Raw genomic sequence first — 18759 nt, forward strand, 5'->3', positions numbered from 1 at the left:
CTCGCCCTCCTCTTCAGATTCATGGATGGACCAAGACAATGAACGCTTCACGCGCCAAACAACCCCTGACTGCGCCGCTGGTGCTCAGCCACTACCCCCACGGCATCGGCGATGTGGATGTCGCCGACCCGAGCAAACCCCTGGAAGTGCTGGTCGGCCCCATCGACCTCAGCCAGCGCGACCGCATCGACCTGTACTGGGGCGCCAGACCGGAACCGGTGGCCAGCTACACACATTCCCCGGACGCCCCGGACACCAACGGCATCTTTTCGCTGTATGTCGACACGCGCTGGATCGAGCCTGGCGTCACGACGGTGCGCTACACCTACACCCCCTACCCGTCGGCAACCCCCGAGCTTTCGCCGACCCGGGAGGTCATCGTCAAACTGTCGATTCCCGGCGGCCGCGATCCAGACCCGGAAAGCCCCTACGAAAACGAACGACTCACGGCGCCCGACGTGGTCCCACCCGGTGTCATTACCACCCCCGACGGTGTCTCGGTCACCGTGCGCCCCTGGGACAACATGAGCGTCGGCGACCAGCTGAGCATCTACTGGCACGGCCTGCTGATCAGGAGCGAGCCGTTGCTGGCCGGCCAGATCGGCCATCCGGTGGTGGTCCCCATACCCCGCGAGGTGGTCATCGAGGCCGGTGATTCGGACATGATCGTGGTGCGCTACGACATCCGCGACGTCGTACACAACTGGTCACGCTTCTCGCCGCCGACCTACGTCGAAGTGGAGGCCGGCAACGCCACCCTGCCCGCGCCCATCGCACCCCAGGCACCGCAGATGGAACTGGACCTCGACAAGCTGGCCGGTGCCGACGTCCAGGCGCTGGTGCTGACGCACCCGCAAATCGCCATCGGTGACACGCTGCAATTCATCGTCGAGCGCAACAACGCCGATGGGCTGCCCTTGCAACCCTATGTGCTGGAACAGGTCATCCAGGCACCGGCCAGCTTCTTCGAGTTCCTGATTCCCAACGCGCAGTTCCAACCCATCGCCCAGGGCCGGGCGCGCTTCAGGTACAGGGTGAACAAGGCCTCGGGTGAGAGCCTGCGCTCCAAGAGCCTGTCGCTGAGCATACTCGGCCAGGCTCGGGAGCTGGCCTTGCCACAGGTGCCCGCTGCAGTGGATGGTGTGCTCGACCCGACCCTGCACAATCTCATCGCCCAGGTGCCGGCCTATTCGTTCATGGCTGACGGCCAGGATGTGACCCTGGTATGGATGGGCCGCACCGGCGACGGCATGACCCTGCTGCATCAGGAAACCAAGAACCTCAATCAGGACGATGTGGGCCAGGCCCTGGAATTCCTGATTCCCGATGACAAGCTCGCCCCGCTGGCCGGTGGCGCGGTGGAGCTGTACTACACCATCACCACCTTCGAGCGTGACTTCTTCAAGTCGCCGACCCTGCATCTGACCGTCGATGTCGACGCCAGCCGCCCGCTGCCAGCACCGCAGGTGGATCAGGTGGACGCGCAAGGCGTACTGGACCCCGACGATCTGGTCCTGGAAGCCGTAGTGCGCATCCAGCCCTATCCGGCCATGGCCATAGGCGACCGGGTCACGCTGCAGTGGCAGGGCGAACGCCCCGGCGGCACCTACAGCACCTACACGGTGCTCAACAGCGGCACGGTGAACAAGGAGGTGATCTTCCGGGTGCCGAAGAACTTCGTGACCGCCAACCTCGATGCCGGTGTGGATGTCTGGTACGAGGTGCTGCGCAACGGGCGCACCTTCGTTTCGCTGCGCACCCGCATCAGCGTCCGTCAGAACGTGACGACTCCGCTGCCGCGCCCGACGGTGAAGGAAGCCGAGGGCGACCGCCTCGACCCGGCCAACGCCCGGCTTGGCGCAACCGTGCAGGTCGACGCCAGCGCCGCATTGCAGGTTGCAGACCGTGTCACCCTCCGTTGGCAAGGCCCCAAGGGTAGCGACCAGAAGGAAAAGACCATCGCCGCAGGCGATGCCGGCAAGCCGCTGGAGATACTCTTCGCGGCGGCGCTGGTCATCGCCAATCTCGGCGAGACGGTTGCCGTTGACTACCGCGTCGAGCGCGCTACCGGTGAGGTGCAGACTTCCGAAACCCTGCACCTGCAGATCACTCACGGATTACAGACACTGCCCGCACCCAGCATGGACAGCGTGGGTTCCACCGGACTGGTGATTCCCTCACGGATTCCACAAACCGGCGCCACCGTACGCGTACGCTATCCAGGCATGCAGGCCGGTGACCGGGTGCAGGTCAGTTGGCACGGTGCAACCGAACATGACACGGCTGAGCAGGTTGCAGGCAACCTTCCGGAGCTGGTGTTCAATATCCCCAAGGCGCTGATCAACGAAAGTGGCGGCGGGACCGCCAGCCTGGACTACCGGGTAACCCGCGCAAGCCATGTCGAGGCGTCCCTGCCGCTGCGACTGACCGTGCTCAAGCCTCTGGAACTGGACACCCAGCCGGTTACCCTGGCCGGCAAGGTGTACCTGCTACCCGGTTACCCTGATCTGCTGCCGGCGTTCCCCGATGGAACCTCCGTCCAGCGACACCCGAGCGGGGGCCTGCCGCCGTATCGCTATGCCAGTAGCCAACCGACCGTGGCCCACGTCGACGCCAATGGCCTGGTTACCGTGCGCGGCAGAGGGACTGCGCAGATCAAGGTCACGGACAGCGCCGGCCAGACCATGGACTACCAGGTGACCGTCACCGGTGTCATCCACTGCCTCAACGTAGGGGGTGGCAATTACAAGGACATGTCGGCTGCCGCCGCCGGCCAGGGGGGGCGCATTCCGCGCCTGCAGGAGTTGAGGGAAATTCACGCCCTCTACGCGGGCCGTTGGCCGATGGGCAATGTGCCTTGCTGGTCGTCGGACGTCGCATTGGTCATCGGCTGGTCGTGGTACTCGGTCAAGGACATGATGAGCGGTGCGGAAAACAAGCTGAAAGAGGTCTACGGTGCGCGTGGCGTGGCACTGCGCTGAACATCCGCGCAGCACGGCCAGACTCCAGCCAGGCAGCCCCGCGCTGATGCGGCGCGGATGAGCGACAGACCCCTGCCGTGCCAGCTTTTCCAGGCCAGGGTCAACGGCCGTGCGCTGCAGGTCGCCTCGGTTCTGGGTGGCCTGAGCTTGCGCCCGGAACTGCGTGGCCCCAGTCGTCACTGGCAATGGAAGGTGATCGCCAGCGGCAGGGCCGGTCGCAAGCGCGCCGGCATCGGCCTGTACTTCGACCCTGACCTGCCGCTGGGGCGCCACGAACTGGTCGGCCACCCGCAGATCCGCGTGGTCTACTACGACACGCCCCATGGGCGCGGCACCCTCTACCACTCGCAGCACCTGCAAAGCGGTGTGCTGACCCTGCTGGCCGCCGACGCGCGACGCCGATGCCTGCAGGGTTGCTTCGAGTTCGGCATTTCGGCCATGGGCTTTCAGGTCAGCGAGGGCCGCTTCGACCTCTGGCCGGGCTGATTCAGCCGTGCAGAAACGCCGCGACGCGCTGCGCCGCGGCGCGCAGGTGGCCCTCATGGGTATGGCCCGAAGCCTTGAGGGGCTTGAGGTCGTGGTCGGCAGCCGCCAGCCATTGCAGCTCGATGGCACTGGACAGCGCATAGTCTTGCACCGTCTCACGGTTGCCCAGGGCATCGCGCTCGCCCTGGACGATCAGCGTCGGCGTGCGCAGGTCGGCCAGGTGCGCCACCCGTGGCTTGTCCGGCTTGCCCGCCGCATAGAAGGGATAGCCCAGGCACACCAGGGCATCGGCCTTTAGCTCGTCGACCAGCAGGCTGGCCATACGCCCGCCCATGGACTTGCCGCCGACCGCCAGGCGCCCAGCGACATGAGGTCGCACCTGGGCGAACAGGTCGCGCCAATGGTCGAGCAACTGCCCTTGCGGATCGGGCGGTCGCTTGCCGCCGCCGGTGCGCCGCTGAGCCATGTAGGGGAACTCGAATCGCAGCACGTTCACCCCTTGTTGGCCCAGGAACGCCGCCATTTCGTTCATGAAATCGCTCTCCATCGGTGCCCCTGCACCATGCGCAAGGAGCAGGGTCGGTGCCTCGCCCGGCGCGTCGAGCTGGCCCGGCGTCCACAGCCAGCCCTGCTCACGGGCGTGCCCGGCCCATTGATCCCTGTCAATACAGGCATTTAGCCCATTAACCATGCTTGCCTCGCTTCTGATGAGTCCGCCGACGCCTTTCGACCCTTGGGGGTGCAGGCTCCGACCACGCTGAAAGGGATACAGCCCAAAATGAATACAACACACAGCACCGCCTATCACTATCAGGTGGTCCGCCAGTTCGCCATTATGACGGTGGTCTGGGGGATTGTCGGGATGGGGCTAGGGGTTTTTCTGGCCGCGCAACTGGTCTGGCCACAACTCAATTTCGACCTGCCCTGGACCAGCTTCGGCCGCCTGCGCCCGCTGCACACCAACGCAGTGATCTTCGCCTTCGGCGGCTGCGCGCTGTTCGCCAGCTCCTACTACTCGGTGCAGCGCACCTGCCAGACCCCGCTGTTCATGCCACGCCTGGCGGCCTTCACGTTCTGGGGCTGGCAACTGGTGATCGTGCTGGCGGCCATCAGCCTACCGCTGGGCTACACCTCATCGAAGGAATACGCCGAGCTGGAATGGCCCATCGATATCCTTATCACCATCGTCTGGGTGGCCTATGCGGTGGTGTTCTTCGGCACCCTGGCGACGCGCAAGACCAAGCACATCTATGTGGGCAACTGGTTCTTCGGTGCCTTCATCCTCACCGTGGCCATGCTCCATGTGGTCAACAACCTGGAACTGCCGGTCAGCCTGACCAAGTCGTACTCGATCTACGCCGGTGCCACCGACGCCATGGTGCAGTGGTGGTACGGGCATAACGCGGTGGGCTTTTTCCTCACCGCAGGCTTTCTGGGCATGATGTATTACTTCGTGCCCAAGCAGGCCGAACGCCCGGTGTACTCGTACCGGCTGTCGATCGTGCACTTCTGGGCGCTGATCACCCTGTACATCTGGGCCGGCCCCCACCACCTGCACTACACCGCCCTGCCCGACTGGGCGCAGTCGCTGGGCATGATCATGTCCCTGGTGCTGCTGGCGCCGAGCTGGGGCGGCATGATCAACGGCATGATGACCCTCTCCGGCGCCTGGCATAAGTTGCGCAGCGACCCGATCCTGCGCTTTCTGGTGCTGTCGCTGGCCTTCTACGGCATGTCGACCTTCGAAGGGCCGATGATGGCGATCAAGACGGTCAACGCCCTGTCGCACTACACCGACTGGACCATCGGCCATGTGCATGCCGGCGCTTTGGGCTGGGTGGCGATGATTTCCATCGGCGCGGTGTACCACATGATCCCGCGCCTGTTCGGCCGCCCGGCGATGCACAGCATCGGCCTGATAAATGCGCACTTCTGGCTGGCGACCATCGGCACCGTGCTCTACATCGCCTCGATGTGGGTCAACGGCATCGCCCAGGGCCTGATGTGGCGAGCGATCAACGACGACGGCACGCTCACCTATTCCTTCATCGAGACCCTGGTGGCCAGCCACCCAGGCTTCATCGTGCGCCTGGTCGGTGGTGCAGTGTTCTTCACCGGCATGCTGCTGATGGCCTGGAACACCTGGCGCACCGTGCGCGCCGCCGAACCTGCACAGGTCCAGTCCGCCGCGCAGATGGCTTGAGGAGAGCGCCATGAGACATGAAGTGATCGAAAAGAATGTCACCCTGCTGATGCTCCTGATGGTGCTGGCGGTGAGCGTCGGCGGCCTGACGCAGATCGTGCCGCTGTTCTTCCAGGACACGGTGAATACCCCGGTCGAAGGCATGAAGCCCTACACCGCCCTGCAGCTCGAAGGCCGCGACATCTATATCCGCGAAGGCTGCGTAGGCTGTCACTCGCAGATGATCCGCCCGTTCCGCGCCGAGACCGAGCGCTACGGCCACTATTCGGTGGCCGGCGAAAGCGTCTGGGACCACCCCTTCCTGTGGGGCTCCAAGCGCACCGGCCCGGACCTGGCGCGGGTCGGCGGGCGCTACTCGGACGACTGGCACCGCACGCACCTGTACAACCCGCGCAACGTGGTGCCGGAGTCGAAGATGCCCGCCTACCCCTGGCTGGTGGAAACCCCGCTGGACAGCCGCGACACCGTCGCCAAGCTCAAGGCCATGCGCACCCTCGGCGTGCCCTACAGCGACGCCGACATCGACGGTGCGGTGGCGAGCCTCAAGGGCAAGACCGAAATGGACGCGCTGGTCGCCTATCTGCAGGTGCTGGGCACCGCCATCAAGAGCAAGAGGTAACGCATGGACATCGCAGACCTGCGCGGGCTCGGCACCCTGATCGTCGCCATCGCCTTCATCGGCCTTTCGCTGTGGGTGTCCAGCAGCCGCCGCAACGAAGACTTCGCCCAGGCACGCATGGCGCCGTTCGCCGACGAACCCCTGCCAGCCAATGACCCCGACCAACCTGCCGAGCGGAGCGAGCAGCCATGAGCACCTTCTGGAGTATCTATATCAGCGTGCTGACCCTGGGCAGCCTGGCCGGGCTGGCCTGGCTGCTGTTCGGCACCCGTCGCAGCCAGCCGGGCGGCAGCCAGGACCAGACCCTGGGGCACAGTTTCGATGGCATCGAGGAGTACGACAATCCGCTGCCACGCTGGTGGTTCCTGCTGTTCGTCGCCACCCTGGTGTTCTCCCTGGTGTACCTGGTGCTCTACCCCGGCCTGGGTAACTGGAAAGGCGTGCTGCCCGGCTACCAGGACGGCTGGACCAGCGACGCCGAGTGGCAGAAGGAGATGCAGCAGGCCGACGCCCGCTTCGGGCCGATCTTCGCCCGCTACGCAGCCATGCCCATCGAAGCAGTGGCGCAGGACCCGCAGGCGCTGCGCATGGGGGGCCGGCTGTTCGCCTCCAACTGCGCCGTGTGCCATGGCGCGGATGCCAAGGGCGCCTTCGGCTTTCCCAACCTCACCGACGACCACTGGCGCTGGGGCGGCAGCCCGGAGACCATCAAGGCCAGCATCATGGGCGGACGTGTGGCGGCGATGCCAGCCTGGGGCCCGGTACTGGGTGAGGAAGGCGTGAAGAATGTCGCCGCCTACGTGCGCCAGTCGCTGGCCGGCCTGCCACTGCCGGAAGGCACCCAGGCGGATCTGGCCGCCGGACAGCAAGCGTTCAGCAGCACCTGCGTAGCCTGTCACGGTGCGACGGGCCAGGGCATTTCTCTGATGGGTGCCCCGGACCTCACACAACCGGGTGGTTTCATCTACGGCACCAGCCTGGCACAACTGCAACAGACCATTCGTCTGGGGCGCCAGGGTCATATGCCTGCTCAGGCCAATCTGCTGGGCAATGACAAGGTGCAGTTGCTGGCCGCGTATGTGTACAGCCTGTCACGGCCGACCGCCTCCCCCGCGGTCGCCGCGCCGGTACAGGCCGCCGCCCGGTAGCATGTAGTTCTGCGACGCATGGATTTACGCCTCCCGCTTGGGGGGCGTTTTTTTTGCCTGCAAAACGAGTGGCCGCGGCTACCGGCCTAACCGAACGGTATGGCGGCTCAAGTCATTGCACCGACCTTCATTGCGAGTAAAGCGCTCCCCTACGAACAACCGCCAGGCTGCCAACAGACGCCGTCTAGCCTGCAGCTTCCCTCTGCCGGTGCCAGGCATTAAGCTGCGCGGCGTTGAATCTTTGCGCTTTCCACTCGTCCAGTACACGACCGCCTCGTTTGCAGGCCCCGCCGTATGCCCCCAGGAGCCTCGACCCCGGCAATGAGTACCGCAATCTCTCCGGCTGCCTACAACTACAAAGTGGTGCGCCAGTTCGCCGTGATGACGGTGGTCTGGGGCATCGTGGGCATGTTCGTCGGCGTGTTCATCGCCGCGCAGCTGGTCTGGCCGGAACTGAACTTCGGTCTGGAATGGACCACCTTCGGGCGCCTGCGACCACTGCACACTAACCTGGTGATCTTCGCCTTCGGTGGCTGCGCGCTGTTCGGCACCTCCTATTACGTGGTGCAACGCACCTGCCAGGTGCGCCTGCTCAGCGACCGCCTGGCGGCCTTCACCTTCTGGGGCGGGCAGGCGGTGATCCTCGGCGCGCTGGTCAGCCTGCCACTGGGCTACACCACCACCAAGGAATATGCCGAACTGGAGTGGCCCATCGCGATCCTCCTGGCCATCGTCTGGGTGGCCTACGCCTGGGTGTTCTTTGGCACCCTGGCGCGGCGGCGCACGCCGCATATCTATGTCGCCAACTGGTTCTACGGCGCCTTCATCCTCGTCACCCTGATGCTGCACGTGGTCAACCACCTGGCTGTGCCGGTGAGCCTGACCAAGTCGTACTCGATCTACGCCGGGGCTACCGACGCGATGATCCAGTGGTGGTACGGCCACAACGCGGTGGGCTTTTTCCTCACCACCGGCTTTCTCGGCATCATGTATTACTTCGTGCCCAAGCAGGCCGAACGCCCGGTGTACTCGTACCGGCTGTCGATCGTGCACTTCTGGGCGCTGATTACCCTGTACATCTGGGCAGGCCCCCACCACCTGCACTACACCGCCCTGCCCGACTGGGCGCAGTCGCTGGGCATGGTGATGTCGATCATTCTGCTGGTGCCCAGCTGGGGCGGCATGATCAACGGCATGATGACCCTCTCCGGCGCCTGGCATAAGTTGCGCAGCGACCCGGTCCTGCGCTTTCTGGTGCTGTCGCTGGCCTTCTACGGCATGTCGACCTTCGAAGGGCCGATGATGGCGATCAAGACGGTCAACGCCCTGTCGCACTACACCGACTGGACCATCGGCCATGTGCATGCCGGCGCTTTGGGCTGGGTGGCGATGATTACCATCGGCGCCACCTACCACATGCTTCCGCGGCTGTTCGGGCGCCCGGCGATGCACAGTATCGGCCTGATCCACGCGCACTTCTGGCTGGCGACCATCGGCACCGTGCTGTACATCGCCGCCATGTGGGTCAACGGCATCACCCAGGGCCTGATGTGGCGGGCGGTGAATGCCGACGGCACCCTGACCTTTTCCTTCGTCGAATCGGTGGTGGCCAGCCACCCCGGCTACGTGGTGCGCATGCTCGGCGGCGCGCTGTTCGCCAGCGGCATGCTGCTGATGGCCTGGAACACCTGGCAGACCATCCGTGGCGGCGACCCGCAAGCCGCGGATGACGCGGCGCGCATTCCGCTGGCGGGAGCCCGCCCATGAAGCACGAAAAGGTCGAGAAGCACGTTGGCCTGCTGGCGTTGCTGATGGTCCTGGCCGTGAGTATCGGTGGCCTGACGCAGATCGTGCCGCTGTTCTTCCAGGACACGGTGAACACCCCGGTCGAAGGCATGCAGCCCTACACTGCCCTGCAGCTCGAAGGCCGCGACGTATACATCGCCAACGGCTGCGTGGGCTGCCACTCGCAGATGATCCGCCCGTTCCGCGCCGAGACCGAGCGCTACGGCCACTATTCGGTGGCCGGCGAAAGCGTCTGGGACCACCCCTTCCTGTGGGGTTCCAAGCGCACCGGCCCGGACCTGGCGCGCATCGGCGGGCGCTACTCGGACGCCTGGCATCGCATCCACCTGATCAACCCGCGTGACGTAGTGCCGGAATCGAAGATGCCCGCCTACCCCTTCCTCGCCCACAAGACCGTCGACGCCAGCCAGACGCCGAAGAAGATGCAGGCCCTGCGCAGCCTCGGCGTGCCCTACAGCGATGCAGACATCGCCGGCGCCAGCGAGGCGGTACAGGGCAAGACCGAACTGGACGCGCTGGTCGCCTACCTGCAGGGGCTGGGCGTGCAGATCAAGAGCAAGAGGTGAAGCCGATGGACATCGGAACCCTGCGTGGCCTGGGCACCCTGCTGGTGTTGCTGGCCTTCGTCGGCCTGGCCCTGTGGGTGTTCAGCCCCAGGCGCCAGAAAGACTTCGATGAAGCCAGCCGCCTGCCGTTCGCCGACGAGCCAGAAAGCCTGGATGTACAGCGCCGGAAGCCCGACGCATGAGCAGCGCCTGGAGCCTGTTCGTCAGCCTGCTGACCCTCGGCACCCTGGCCGGGCTGCTCTGGCTGCTGCTGGCCACCCGCAAGGGCGAGCGCCAGAAGCCAGGCGAGGAAACCCTCAAGCACAGCTTCGACGGCATCGAGGAATACGACAATCCGCTGCCGCGCTGGTGGTTCTGGCTGTTCATCGCCACCCTGGTGTTCGCCGTGCTGTACCTGCTGCTCTATCCGGGGCTGGGCAACTGGCGCGGTCTGCTGCCCGGCTATGATTGGTTGGACAGCGAGCGCCAGGTGCGTTTCGCCGACGGCCAGCGCGGCTGGAGTGGCGTGCACGAGTGGGAAAAGGAAATGGCCCAGGCCGAAGCACGCTACGGGCCGATCTTTGCACGCTTCGCCAGCATGCCGCTGGAACAGGTGGCCAAAGAGCCGCAAGCCTTGCAGATCGGCGCCCGGCTGTTCGCCGCCAACTGTGCGGTGTGCCACGGCTCGGACGCCAAGGGCGCCTATGGCTTCCCAAACCTCACCGACGCGTACTGGCGTTGGGGCGGCGACCCGCAGTCGATCAAGACCAGCATCCTCAACGGCCGTCAGGCGGTGATGCCCGCCTGGGGCGCCGTACTCGGCGAACAGGGCGTCAGGGACGTGGCCGCCTATGTACTGGCCGGCATGGGCCGTGAGCTGCCCGCCGACGCCCAGGCCGACCCGCAGGCCGGGGAGAAACTCTACGCCACCACCTGCATCGCCTGCCACGGCCCGCAGCGCCAGGGCAACCCGCTGCTCGGCGCGCCCGACCTGAGCCAGCCGGGCGCATACATCTACGGCACGCGCTTCGACCAGGTGCAGCAGAGTATCCACCAGGGACGCCAGGGGCAGATGCCGGCCCAGCAGGCCAGCCAGGGTGACGACCGCGTGCACATTCTGGCAGCCTACATCTACAGCCTGTCGCAGCCGCCCGCCCCGACGCCGGCACCCCCTGCGCAAGCAGTCAGCAGCCCCACGCCGCCATGACCCTGGGAGCCGCCGGGCTATCGAGCCGTCCGTTGATCCAGATCAGTCGCACAGGCCCTCCCGGCCCGCAAAGGCGACCAAGTGTCGCAGGGTGACAGAAAGGTGCGGGGGTATCATCGAGGTACAAGGAAGCCCCCCCGTCCCGGCCTGAACCGGGCACTCTGCTACTGCCGTGGGACGTTGCGATGAGTCATCGGATACCGCTACAAGACATCACCCCGCCGCCCGCCCCGAACAGCGAAGGCGTCGACCTGTACGCCGCCCGGGAAAAGATCCACACCCGCGCCTTCAGCGGTTTCTTCCGCAACCTGCGGATGGCCGGTGGCGCACTGCTGATGCTGATCTACTTCGGCACCGTATGGCTGAGCTGGAACGGCCGCCAGGCGGTGTGGTGGAACCTGCCGGAACGCAAGTTCTACATCTTCGGCTCGACCTTCTGGCCACAGGATTTCATCCTGCTTTCGGGCATTCTCATCGTTGCCGCTTTCGGGCTGTTCTTCATCACGGTCTACGCCGGTCGAGTGTGGTGCGGCTACACCTGCCCGCAAAGCGTCTGGACCTGGATGTTCATGTGGTGCGAGAAGCTCACCGAAGGCGACCGCAACCAGCGCATCAAGCTCGACAAGGCGCCGGCCAGCGCCAGCAAGCTGCTGCGCAAGAGCGCCAAACACGGCCTGTGGCTGCTGATCGGCTTTGTCACCGGGCTGACCTTCGTCGGCTACTTCGCGCCGATTCGCGAACTGTGCATCGAGCTGTTCACCGGCCAGGCCGACGGCTGGGCGTATTTCTGGGTCGGCTTCTTCACCCTGGCCACCTACGGCAACGCCGGCTGGCTGCGCGAACAGGTATGCGTGCACATGTGTCCCTATTCGCGCTTCCAGAGTGTGATGTTCGACAAGGACACGCTGATCGTCTCCTACGACCCGCGTCGCGGCGAACCACGCGGCCCAAGGCGTCGTCAGGCAGACTTCAAGAGCCAGGGCCTGGGCGAGTGCATCGACTGCACGTTGTGCGTGCAGGTCTGCCCCACCGGCATCGACATCCGCGACGGCCTGCAGATCGCCTGCATCGGCTGCGCGGCCTGCATCGACGCCTGCGACACGGTGATGGACAAGATGGGCTACCCGCGCGGACTGGTTAGCTACACCACCGAACACAACCTTTCCGGCCAGCAAACCCGTACCTTGCGGCCACGACTGATCGGCTACGCGCTGGTGCTGCTGAGCATGCTCGGCCTGCTGGCCAGCGCTTTCGCCATGCGCCCGTTGACCGGCCTGGATGTCGCCAAGGACCGCATGCTTTATCGTGAGAACGCCGAAGGGCGGATCGAGAACGTCTACAGCCTGAAGATCCTCAACAAGGACCAGCACCCGCACACCTACCTGTTGCAGGCTGCAGGCTTGCCCGACCTGCGCCTGCAGGGTCAGCGCGAGATCCGCGTGGCGGCCGGCGACAGCCTGAGCCTGGCGGTGCAGCTGTCCAGCGCTGCCGAACAGATGCCATCGAGCAGCAATGAGGTGACCTTCACCTTGCAAGACATCGACGACAGCGATAACCGGGTTGTCGCGAAAAGCCGCTTCATCGGTCCGCAGGTCCGTTAGGAGATTCTCTTGAACACAAGCGCCGTCCCCTGGTACCGGCACCGCTGGCCGTGGTTCATCATCGGCCTGCTGGGCTGTTCGGTGACCCTCAGCCTGACCATGGTGGTGATCGCCGTGCAGCATCCGGTCAACTTGGTCAGCGACAACTATTACGAGGCCGGCAAGGGCATCAACCGCTCGCTGGACCGCGAACAGCTGGCCCTGGCCCTGAAGCTGCGCGCCAGCCTGAACCTCGACGAGCTGACCGGCGAAGCCGAACTGCGCCTGGCAGGTGACAGCCTGCCCGACACCCTGCAACTCAACCTGCTGTCGCCGACCCAGCCGGACAAGGATCGCCACATCCTGCTGCGGCGCAGCCCCGGCGAAACCGGACGCTACATCGGCCAGCTCGATGACCGGGTCGATGGCCGGCGCTTCGTCGAACTGCTGGGCCAGGCACAGGCCGGCACCTGGCGCCTGTTCGAAGAAGAATTCGTGCGTCCGGGCCGCACCCTGGTGCTGGGCGACGAGCCGCTGCAGGCCGCGCCTTGACTGCGCCTCGGCCCGCCCCTTCAGCCGTGCATCCAGCGACCTGCTATCACTGCGCCCTGCCCGTTCCACCCGGCAGCCCCTTCATCGCCCAAGTGCTGGGCGAACCCCGCGCCTTCTGCTGCCCCGGTTGCCAGGCGGTGGCCGAAGCCATCGTCAGCGGTGGACTGGACGCTTACTACCGGCATCGCAGCACGGCGGCCGGCAACCCTCAGGAACTGCCGACACCGCCGCCCGATGAGCTGCGCCTGTACGACCGACCCGACGTGCGACAGGGCTTCGGGCGCGAAGACGGTCAGGCCTGCGAAGCGACGCTGCTGGTTGAAGGCATCACGTGCGCCGCCTGTGGCTGGCTGATCGAGCGCTACCTGCTGGCGGTACCGGGGGTCAGCGAGGCCCGCCTGAACCTCACCAGCCACCGCCTGCAGCTGCGCTGGGACACCGCGCAGCGCCCGCTGAGCGAGCTGCTGCAGGGGCTGCGCGAACTCGGCTACCTGGCCCACCCCTGGCAGCCCGACCAGGCCAGCGAGCGCCTGGCCGCAGACAACCGCCAGGCATTGCGCCGCCTGGGGGTGGCCGGGCTGCTGTGGTTCCAGGCGATGATGGCGACCATGGCCACCTGGCCGGAATTCAACATCGACCTCAGCCCCGAGATGCACAGCATCCTGCGCTGGGCGGCGATGTTCCTCACCACACCGATCGTCTTCTACAGCTGCGCAGCGCTGTTCAAGGGCGCGGCCCGCGACCTGCGCAACCGCCAGCTGAGCATGGACGTCTCGGTGTCGCTGGCCATCGGCACCGCCTATGGCGCCGGGGTGTGGAGCGCAATCAGCGGCCAGGGCGAGCTGTATTTCGATGCGGTGGGCATGTTCGCTCTGTTCCTGCTCAGTGGCCGCTACCTGGAACGCCGCGCCCGACAACGCACCGCTGCAGCCACCACGCAGCTGGTGCGACTGCTGCCGCCGTCCTGCCTGCGCCTGGACGCCCAGGGCCAACAGCAACGCGTGCTACTCAGCGAACTGCGCCTGGGCGACCGGGTGCTGGTGCTGCCCGGTGCGCTGGTGCCGGCCGACGGGCGTATCGTCGAGGGGTTGTCCAGCCTCGACGAATCACTGCTTACCGGCGAATACCTGCCGCAGCCACGCCAGCCGGGTGACCGGGTCACCGCCGGCACCCTGAACGTCGACAGTCCGCTCAGCGTGGAGGTCCAGGCCCTGGGCCAGGACACGCGGCTGTCGGCCATCGTGCGCCTGCTCGAACGCGCACAGACCGACAAGCCGCGCCTGGCGCGCCTGGCCGACCGTGCGGCACAGTGGTTCCTGCTGGGCTCGCTGCTGGCCTGCGTGGCAGTCGGTGCCCTGTGGTGGCAACTGGATCCCTCGCGGGCCTTCTGGATCGTCCTGGCCATGCTCATCGCCACCTGCCCCTGCGCCCTGTCGCTGGCCACTCCGACGGCGCTGACCGCCGCCACCGGCAGCCTGCATCGCCTGGGCCTGCTGCTGACCCGCGGGCACGTGCTCGAAGCCTTGGAGCAGGTCGACACGGTGGTGTTCGACAAGACCGGCACCCTCACCGAAGGTCGCCTGCAATTGCGCCGGGTGCTGCCCCTGGCGGAGCTGGACGGCGAAACCTGCCTGAGCCTCGCTGCCGCGTTGGAAAACCGCACGCAACACCCGATCGCCCGCGCCTTCGGCCCCAGCACGCAGGTGGCCGAAGCCCTGCAGGTGCATGCCGGCCTGGGTCTGCAGGGCGTGGTAGACGGGCAGTGCCTGCGCATCGGCCAGCCGGCGTTCGTCTGTGCCCTGAGCGGTACGACGCCGCTGACGGTGCCCGAAGATTCCGGCCAGTGGCTGCTGCTGGGTAACCAGCAGGGGGCGCTGGCCTGGCTGGTGCTGGACGACCGCCTGCGCGACGACGCCCCTGATCTGCTCCAGGCCTGCCGCGCACGCGGCTGGCGGACCCTGCTGCTGTCCGGCGACAGCTCACCGATGGTCACCCAGGTGGCGGCGCAGCTGGGTATCGACGACGCGCGTGGCGGCCTGCGCCCCGACGACAAGCTGCAGGTCCTGCACGGCCTGCACCGCGAGGGACGCAAGGTGCTGATGCTCGGTGACGGCATCAATGACGTGCCGGTGCTGGCTGCCGCCGACATCAGCGTGGCCATGGGTTCGGCCACCGACCTGGCCAAGACCAGCGCCGACGCCGTGCTGCTGTGCAACCGCCTGGGCACTCTGGTGCAGGCCTTCGAGCTGGCACGCCGCACACGCCGGGTGATCCGCCAGAACCTGCTGTGGGCCGGGCTGTACAATGGCCTGGTGTTGCCGTTCGCCGCCCTCGGCTGGGTGACGCCGATGTGGGCGGCCATCGGCATGTCGCTCAGTTCGCTGATCGTAGTGCTCAATGCCCTGCGCCTGAGCCGTGTCACACCCCCTCTGCCGATGACCCCGGAGTCCGCATGCCTGCGCTCTACATCATGATCCCCGCCGCCCTGCTGCTGGTCGGCGTCGCCATCCGGGTGTTCTTCTGGGCCGTGGACAGCGGCCAGTACGACGACCTGGACAGCCCGGCACACAGCATCCTGTTCGACGACGAAGACCCGGCCCACAAGGCTGCGGCGCAGTCGCGTGAGCGGCATGACTGAGCTGCTCGGCCTGCTCGGCACGGCGCTGCTGTTCGGCGTGCTCGGCGGCGGCCACTGCATCGGCATGTGCGGCGGGCTGATGGGCGCCCTGACCCTGGCGGTCCCTGAGCGCCAGCGCCGCTGGCGCCTGCTGCTGGCCTACAACCTCGGGCGGGTTGCCAGCTACGCGGTGGCCGGGCTGCTCACCGGCCTGCTCGGCCACGCCGTGGCCAACGGGCCGGGTGCCCTGATACTGCGGGTCATCGCTGCGCTGCTGTTGATCGCCATGGGCCTGTACCTGGCCGGCTGGTGGCAAGGGCTGACTTACATCGAACGCCTCGGCCGTGGCCTGTGGCGCCACCTGCAACCTGTGGCCCGCCGCCTGCTGCCGATGAACAGCGTGCCCCGCGCGGCCCTGGTCGGTGCCCTGTGGGGCTGGCTGCCATGCGGGCTGGTGTACAGCGTGCTGCTGTGGGCAGCCTTGCAGGGCAATGCGCTGACCAGCGCGACGCTGATGCTGGCCTTCGGCCTGGGCACCTGGCCGGTTCTGCTCGCCGCCGGCCTGGCCGCCGAACGTACCCGGGCCCTGCTGCGCCGTCGCGGGCTGCGTACTGTCGGGGGCCTGCTGGTCATCGCCTTCGGCCTCTGGAGCCTGCCGGGTCCGCACCAGCGCCTGTTGATGGGTCACTGAACGATGACCCCTTTGGCAAACCCTTGATGCATATCAACAGGCCTGGCAAGTGGCTCGCCTAGACTCGGGCATCGCCAGCCTAACCAGGGGAATGCCCGCATGCTCGACGCCATTCGTTGGGATTCTGACCTGATCCGTCGCTACGATCTGGCAGGACCGCGTTACACCTCCTACCCCACCGCCGTGCAGTTCAATACCCAGGTCGGCGCCTTCGACCTGCTGCACGCCCTGCGTGAAAGTCGCAAGGCCTCGCGCCCACTGTCGCTGTACGCGCACATCCCGTTCTGCGCCAACATCTGCTACTACTGCGCGTGCAACAAAGTGGTCACCAAGGACCGCAGCCGCGCTCAGGCCTACCTGCAACGCCTGGAACATGAAATCAAGATGCTGGCCTGCCACCTCGCGCCAGACCAGGTGGTAGAGCAACTGCATCTGGGCGGCGGCACGCCGACCTTCCTCAATCATGGCGAGCTGCGTCAACTGATGGCCCAGCTGCGTACGCACTTCAATCTGCTGGACGACGACTCCGGCGACTACGGCATCGAGATCGACCCGCGCGAGGCCGACTGGTCGTCCATGGGCCTGCTCCGCGAACTGGGCTTCAACCGGGTCAGCCTCGGCGTGCAGGATCTCGATCCGGCGGTGCAGCGTGCGGTCAACCGCCTGCAGAGCCTGGAGCAGACCCGCGCTATCGTCGAAGCGGCGCGTACCCTGCAGTTCCGCTCGGTGAACATCGACCTGATCTACGGCCTGCCGTTGCAAACCCCCGAGGGCTTCGCCCGCACGGTGGAGGAAATCATCGCCCTGCAGCCCGACCGTCTGTCGGTGTTCAACTATGCGCACCTGCCCGAACGCTTCATGCCGCAGCGGCGCATCGACACCCAGGCCTTGCCGCGCCCGGAGCAGAAACTGCAGATGCTCGAACGCACCATCGAGCAACTGACCGGCGCCGGCTACCGCTACATCGGCATGGACCACTTCGCCCTGCCCGACGACGAACTGGCCATTGCCCAGGAAGAAGGCACGCTGCAACGCAACTTCCAGGGCTACACCACGCATGGGCATTGCGACCTGCTCGGGCTGGGGGTCTCGGCAATCAGCCAGATCGGCGACCTGTACTGCCAGAACAGCAGCGATCTCAACGACTATCAGAGCCTGCTGGGCAGCGACCAGCTGGCCACCAAGCGCGGCCTGCTGTGCAATGACGACGACCGTATCCGCCGGGCAGTCATCCAGCAGCTGATCTGCCATTTCGAGCTGGATTTCACCCGCATCGAGCAGGCGTTCGGCATCGACTTCGCGCATTACTTCCGGGACCTCCAAGCGCCCCTGCACGCCATGGCCAGTGATGGCCTGATCGCCCTGGACGCGCATGGGATCCGCGTGCTGCCCGCCGGGCGCCTGCTGGTGCGCGGGGTGTGCATGCTGTTCGACGCCTACCTCAACCCGCAGAACAGCCAACGCTTTTCACGAGTCATATGAAGCCCATGAGAACCCTGGCAAGCGCCGCGCGGCTGGCTCAAGCCGCCCCGAGTGAGTTAACCTTACGTCCTATGTGTGCTTATCCCACAAGGAATCTAGTGATGTCTGAGCCAGTCAAAATGCGTGCTCACAACCAGGCTCATTGCAAGGACTGCAGTCTCGCCCCGCTTTGCCTGCCCCTCTCCCTCAATCTGGAGGACATGGACGCGCTCGACCAGATCGTCAAGCGCGGCCGCCCGCTGAAAAAGGGCGAATTCCTGTTCCGCCAGGGCGATACCTTCGAGTCGGTCTATGCCGTGCGCTCCGGCGCGCTGAAGACCTTCAGCATCAGCGACGGCGGTGCCGAGCAGCTCACCGGTTTCCACCTGCCCAGCGAGCTGGTGGGCATGTCCGGTATGGATGCCGAGGCCTATCCGGTCTCGGCCCAGGCGCTGGAGACCACATCGGTATGCGAGATTCCCTTCGAACGTCTCGATGAGCTTTCGGTGCAGCTGCCACAACTGCGTCGCCAACTGATGCGGGTGATGAGCCGCGAGATCCGCGACGACCAACAGATGATGCTGCTGCTGTCGAAGAAGACCGCCGACGAACGCATCGCCACCTTCCTGGTGAACCTCTCGGCCCGCTTCCGCGCCCGGGGGTTCTCGGCCAATCATTTCCGCCTGAGCATGTCGCGCAACGAGATCGGCAACCATCTGGGCCTGGCGGTGGAAACCGTGTCGCGGGTGTTCACGCGCTTCCAGCAGAACCAGCTGATCGCCGCCGAAGGCAAGGAAATCCACATTCTCGACCCGATCCAGCTGTGCGCGCTGGCCGGTGGCGCGATGGAAAGCTGAGCGTGC

At 66.0% G+C, this 18759-nt stretch carries 18 protein-coding genes; 17 read left to right on the plus strand and 1 reads right to left on the minus strand.

Features of this window, described 5'->3' with window-relative positions:
• Positions 1-38 precede the first annotated feature (38 nt).
• Both RRX38_RS07225 and RRX38_RS07230 read left to right on the plus strand, forming a co-directional pair.
• Positions 39-2981 carry an Ig-like domain-containing protein gene (locus tag RRX38_RS07225; RefSeq protein WP_315962065.1) on the plus strand — a complete coding sequence of 981 codons (2943 nt, stop codon included), beginning with the start codon at positions 39-41 and terminating at the stop codon, positions 2979-2981.
• A gap of 57 nt (positions 2982-3038) precedes the next feature.
• A complete protein-coding gene (locus RRX38_RS07230) occupies positions 3039-3467 on the plus strand; it encodes a hypothetical protein (RefSeq protein ID WP_315962066.1) in 429 nt (142 codons plus the stop codon).
• Between the two features lies 1 nt (position 3468).
• Here RRX38_RS07230 and RRX38_RS07235 read toward each other — a convergent pair whose 3' ends face one another.
• Positions 3469-4158 carry an alpha/beta family hydrolase gene (locus RRX38_RS07235; protein ID WP_315962067.1) on the minus strand — a complete coding sequence of 230 codons (690 nt, stop codon included), beginning with the start codon at positions 4156-4158 and terminating at the stop codon, positions 3469-3471.
• An 87-nt stretch (positions 4159-4245) separates the two neighbouring features.
• Between RRX38_RS07235 and ccoN (RRX38_RS07240) the strand changes: the two genes are divergently transcribed.
• The 15 genes from ccoN (RRX38_RS07240) to fnr all read left to right on the plus strand — a co-directional run bounded on the left by ccoN (RRX38_RS07240) (position 4246) and on the right by fnr (position 18753).
• Positions 4246-5670: a cytochrome-c oxidase, cbb3-type subunit I gene (gene ccoN, locus RRX38_RS07240; protein ID WP_315962068.1), complete on the plus strand. Its 1425-nt coding sequence runs from the start codon at positions 4246-4248 to the stop codon at positions 5668-5670.
• 10 nt (positions 5671-5680) lie between these two features.
• Positions 5681-6289 carry a cytochrome-c oxidase, cbb3-type subunit II gene (gene ccoO / locus RRX38_RS07245; RefSeq protein WP_295478411.1) on the plus strand — a complete coding sequence of 203 codons (609 nt, stop codon included), beginning with the start codon at positions 5681-5683 and terminating at the stop codon, positions 6287-6289.
• Positions 6290-6292: 3 nt separating this feature from the next.
• Positions 6293-6481 (plus strand): cbb3-type cytochrome oxidase subunit 3, encoded by a 189-nt coding sequence (locus RRX38_RS07250; protein WP_295478408.1) that lies wholly within the window; start codon positions 6293-6295, stop codon positions 6479-6481.
• A complete protein-coding gene (gene ccoP, locus RRX38_RS07255; RefSeq protein ID WP_295478405.1) occupies positions 6478-7437 on the plus strand; it encodes a cytochrome-c oxidase, cbb3-type subunit III in 960 nt (319 codons plus the stop codon). The genes RRX38_RS07250 and ccoP (RRX38_RS07255) overlap by 4 nt, the downstream gene beginning before the upstream one ends.
• A 321-nt stretch (positions 7438-7758) precedes the next feature.
• A complete protein-coding gene (gene ccoN, locus RRX38_RS07260) occupies positions 7759-9204 on the plus strand; it encodes a cytochrome-c oxidase, cbb3-type subunit I (protein WP_315962069.1) in 1446 nt (481 codons plus the stop codon).
• Complete coding sequence (ccoO, locus tag RRX38_RS07265; RefSeq protein WP_315962070.1) at positions 9201-9809, plus strand: cytochrome-c oxidase, cbb3-type subunit II; 609 nt, start codon at positions 9201-9203, stop codon at positions 9807-9809. The genes ccoN (RRX38_RS07260) and ccoO (RRX38_RS07265) overlap by 4 nt, the downstream gene beginning before the upstream one ends.
• A 5-nt stretch (positions 9810-9814) precedes the next feature.
• On the plus strand, positions 9815-9991 hold the full coding sequence (locus RRX38_RS07270; protein ID WP_315962071.1) for a cbb3-type cytochrome c oxidase subunit 3: 177 nt from the start codon (positions 9815-9817) through the stop codon (positions 9989-9991).
• Positions 9988-10995 (plus strand): cytochrome-c oxidase, cbb3-type subunit III, encoded by a 1008-nt coding sequence (gene ccoP, locus RRX38_RS07275; protein ID WP_315962072.1) that lies wholly within the window; start codon positions 9988-9990, stop codon positions 10993-10995. The genes RRX38_RS07270 and ccoP (RRX38_RS07275) overlap by 4 nt, the downstream gene beginning before the upstream one ends.
• 185 nt (positions 10996-11180) lie before the next feature.
• A complete protein-coding gene (gene ccoG / locus RRX38_RS07280) occupies positions 11181-12596 on the plus strand; it encodes a cytochrome c oxidase accessory protein CcoG (RefSeq protein ID WP_315962073.1) in 1416 nt (471 codons plus the stop codon).
• A gap of 3 nt (positions 12597-12599) precedes the next feature.
• Complete coding sequence (locus RRX38_RS07285; RefSeq protein WP_315962641.1) at positions 12600-13127, plus strand: FixH family protein; 528 nt, start codon at positions 12600-12602, stop codon at positions 13125-13127.
• Between the two features lie 26 nt (positions 13128-13153).
• On the plus strand, positions 13154-15601 hold the full coding sequence (locus tag RRX38_RS07290) for a heavy metal translocating P-type ATPase (protein ID WP_315962074.1): 2448 nt from the start codon (positions 13154-13156) through the stop codon (positions 15599-15601).
• The gene (gene ccoS, locus RRX38_RS07295) at positions 15580-15765 is read left to right on the plus strand and encodes a cbb3-type cytochrome oxidase assembly protein CcoS (RefSeq protein WP_295478385.1); all 186 of its coding nucleotides are present in this window, start codon (positions 15580-15582) and stop codon (positions 15763-15765) included. The genes RRX38_RS07290 and ccoS overlap by 22 nt, the downstream gene beginning before the upstream one ends.
• The gene (locus RRX38_RS07300) at positions 15758-16435 is read left to right on the plus strand and encodes a sulfite exporter TauE/SafE family protein (protein ID WP_315962075.1); all 678 of its coding nucleotides are present in this window, start codon (positions 15758-15760) and stop codon (positions 16433-16435) included. The genes ccoS and RRX38_RS07300 overlap by 8 nt, the downstream gene beginning before the upstream one ends.
• A gap of 99 nt (positions 16436-16534) precedes the next feature.
• Complete coding sequence (hemN, locus tag RRX38_RS07305) at positions 16535-17917, plus strand: oxygen-independent coproporphyrinogen III oxidase (RefSeq protein WP_295478380.1); 1383 nt, start codon at positions 16535-16537, stop codon at positions 17915-17917.
• 101 nt (positions 17918-18018) lie between these two features.
• Entirely contained in the window at positions 18019-18753 is a 735-nt protein-coding gene (gene fnr / locus RRX38_RS07310; RefSeq protein WP_295478377.1) for a fumarate/nitrate reduction transcriptional regulator Fnr, read from the plus strand.
• Positions 18754-18759 lie beyond the last annotated feature (6 nt).

The sequence above is a fragment of the Pseudomonas sp. DTU_2021_1001937_2_SI_NGA_ILE_001 genome (genome assembly GCF_032463525.1).
Classification (GTDB): Bacteria; Pseudomonadota; Gammaproteobacteria; order Pseudomonadales; family Pseudomonadaceae; genus Aquipseudomonas.

Bases quoted from the DNA above. Each gene is read 5' to 3' on its own strand.
- RRX38_RS07225 (WP_315962065.1), top strand. From the start codon at position 39: ATGAACGCTTCACGCGCCAAACAACCCCTGACTGCGCCGCTGGTGCTC.
- RRX38_RS07230 (WP_315962066.1), top strand. From the start codon at position 3,039: ATGAGCGACAGACCCCTGCCGTGCCAGCTTTTCCAGGCCAGGGTCAAC.
- ccoS (WP_295478385.1), top strand. From the start codon at position 15,580: ATGCCTGCGCTCTACATCATGATCCCCGCCGCCCTGCTGCTGGTCGGC.
- ccoG (WP_315962073.1), top strand. From the start codon at position 11,181: ATGAGTCATCGGATACCGCTACAAGACATCACCCCGCCGCCCGCCCCG.
- ccoN (WP_315962069.1), top strand. From the start codon at position 7,759: ATGAGTACCGCAATCTCTCCGGCTGCCTACAACTACAAAGTGGTGCGC.
- fnr (WP_295478377.1), top strand. From the start codon at position 18,019: ATGTCTGAGCCAGTCAAAATGCGTGCTCACAACCAGGCTCATTGCAAG.
- ccoP (WP_315962072.1), top strand. From the start codon at position 9,988: ATGAGCAGCGCCTGGAGCCTGTTCGTCAGCCTGCTGACCCTCGGCACC.
- RRX38_RS07235 (WP_315962067.1), bottom strand. From the start codon at position 4,158: ATGGTTAATGGGCTAAATGCCTGTATTGACAGGGATCAATGGGCCGGG.
- hemN (WP_295478380.1), top strand. From the start codon at position 16,535: ATGCTCGACGCCATTCGTTGGGATTCTGACCTGATCCGTCGCTACGAT.
- RRX38_RS07250 (WP_295478408.1), top strand. From the start codon at position 6,293: ATGGACATCGCAGACCTGCGCGGGCTCGGCACCCTGATCGTCGCCATC.
- ccoO (WP_315962070.1), top strand. From the start codon at position 9,201: ATGAAGCACGAAAAGGTCGAGAAGCACGTTGGCCTGCTGGCGTTGCTG.
- RRX38_RS07300 (WP_315962075.1), top strand. From the start codon at position 15,758: ATGACTGAGCTGCTCGGCCTGCTCGGCACGGCGCTGCTGTTCGGCGTG.
- ccoN (WP_315962068.1), top strand. From the start codon at position 4,246: ATGAATACAACACACAGCACCGCCTATCACTATCAGGTGGTCCGCCAG.
- ccoP (WP_295478405.1), top strand. From the start codon at position 6,478: ATGAGCACCTTCTGGAGTATCTATATCAGCGTGCTGACCCTGGGCAGC.
- RRX38_RS07270 (WP_315962071.1), top strand. From the start codon at position 9,815: ATGGACATCGGAACCCTGCGTGGCCTGGGCACCCTGCTGGTGTTGCTG.
- ccoO (WP_295478411.1), top strand. From the start codon at position 5,681: ATGAGACATGAAGTGATCGAAAAGAATGTCACCCTGCTGATGCTCCTG.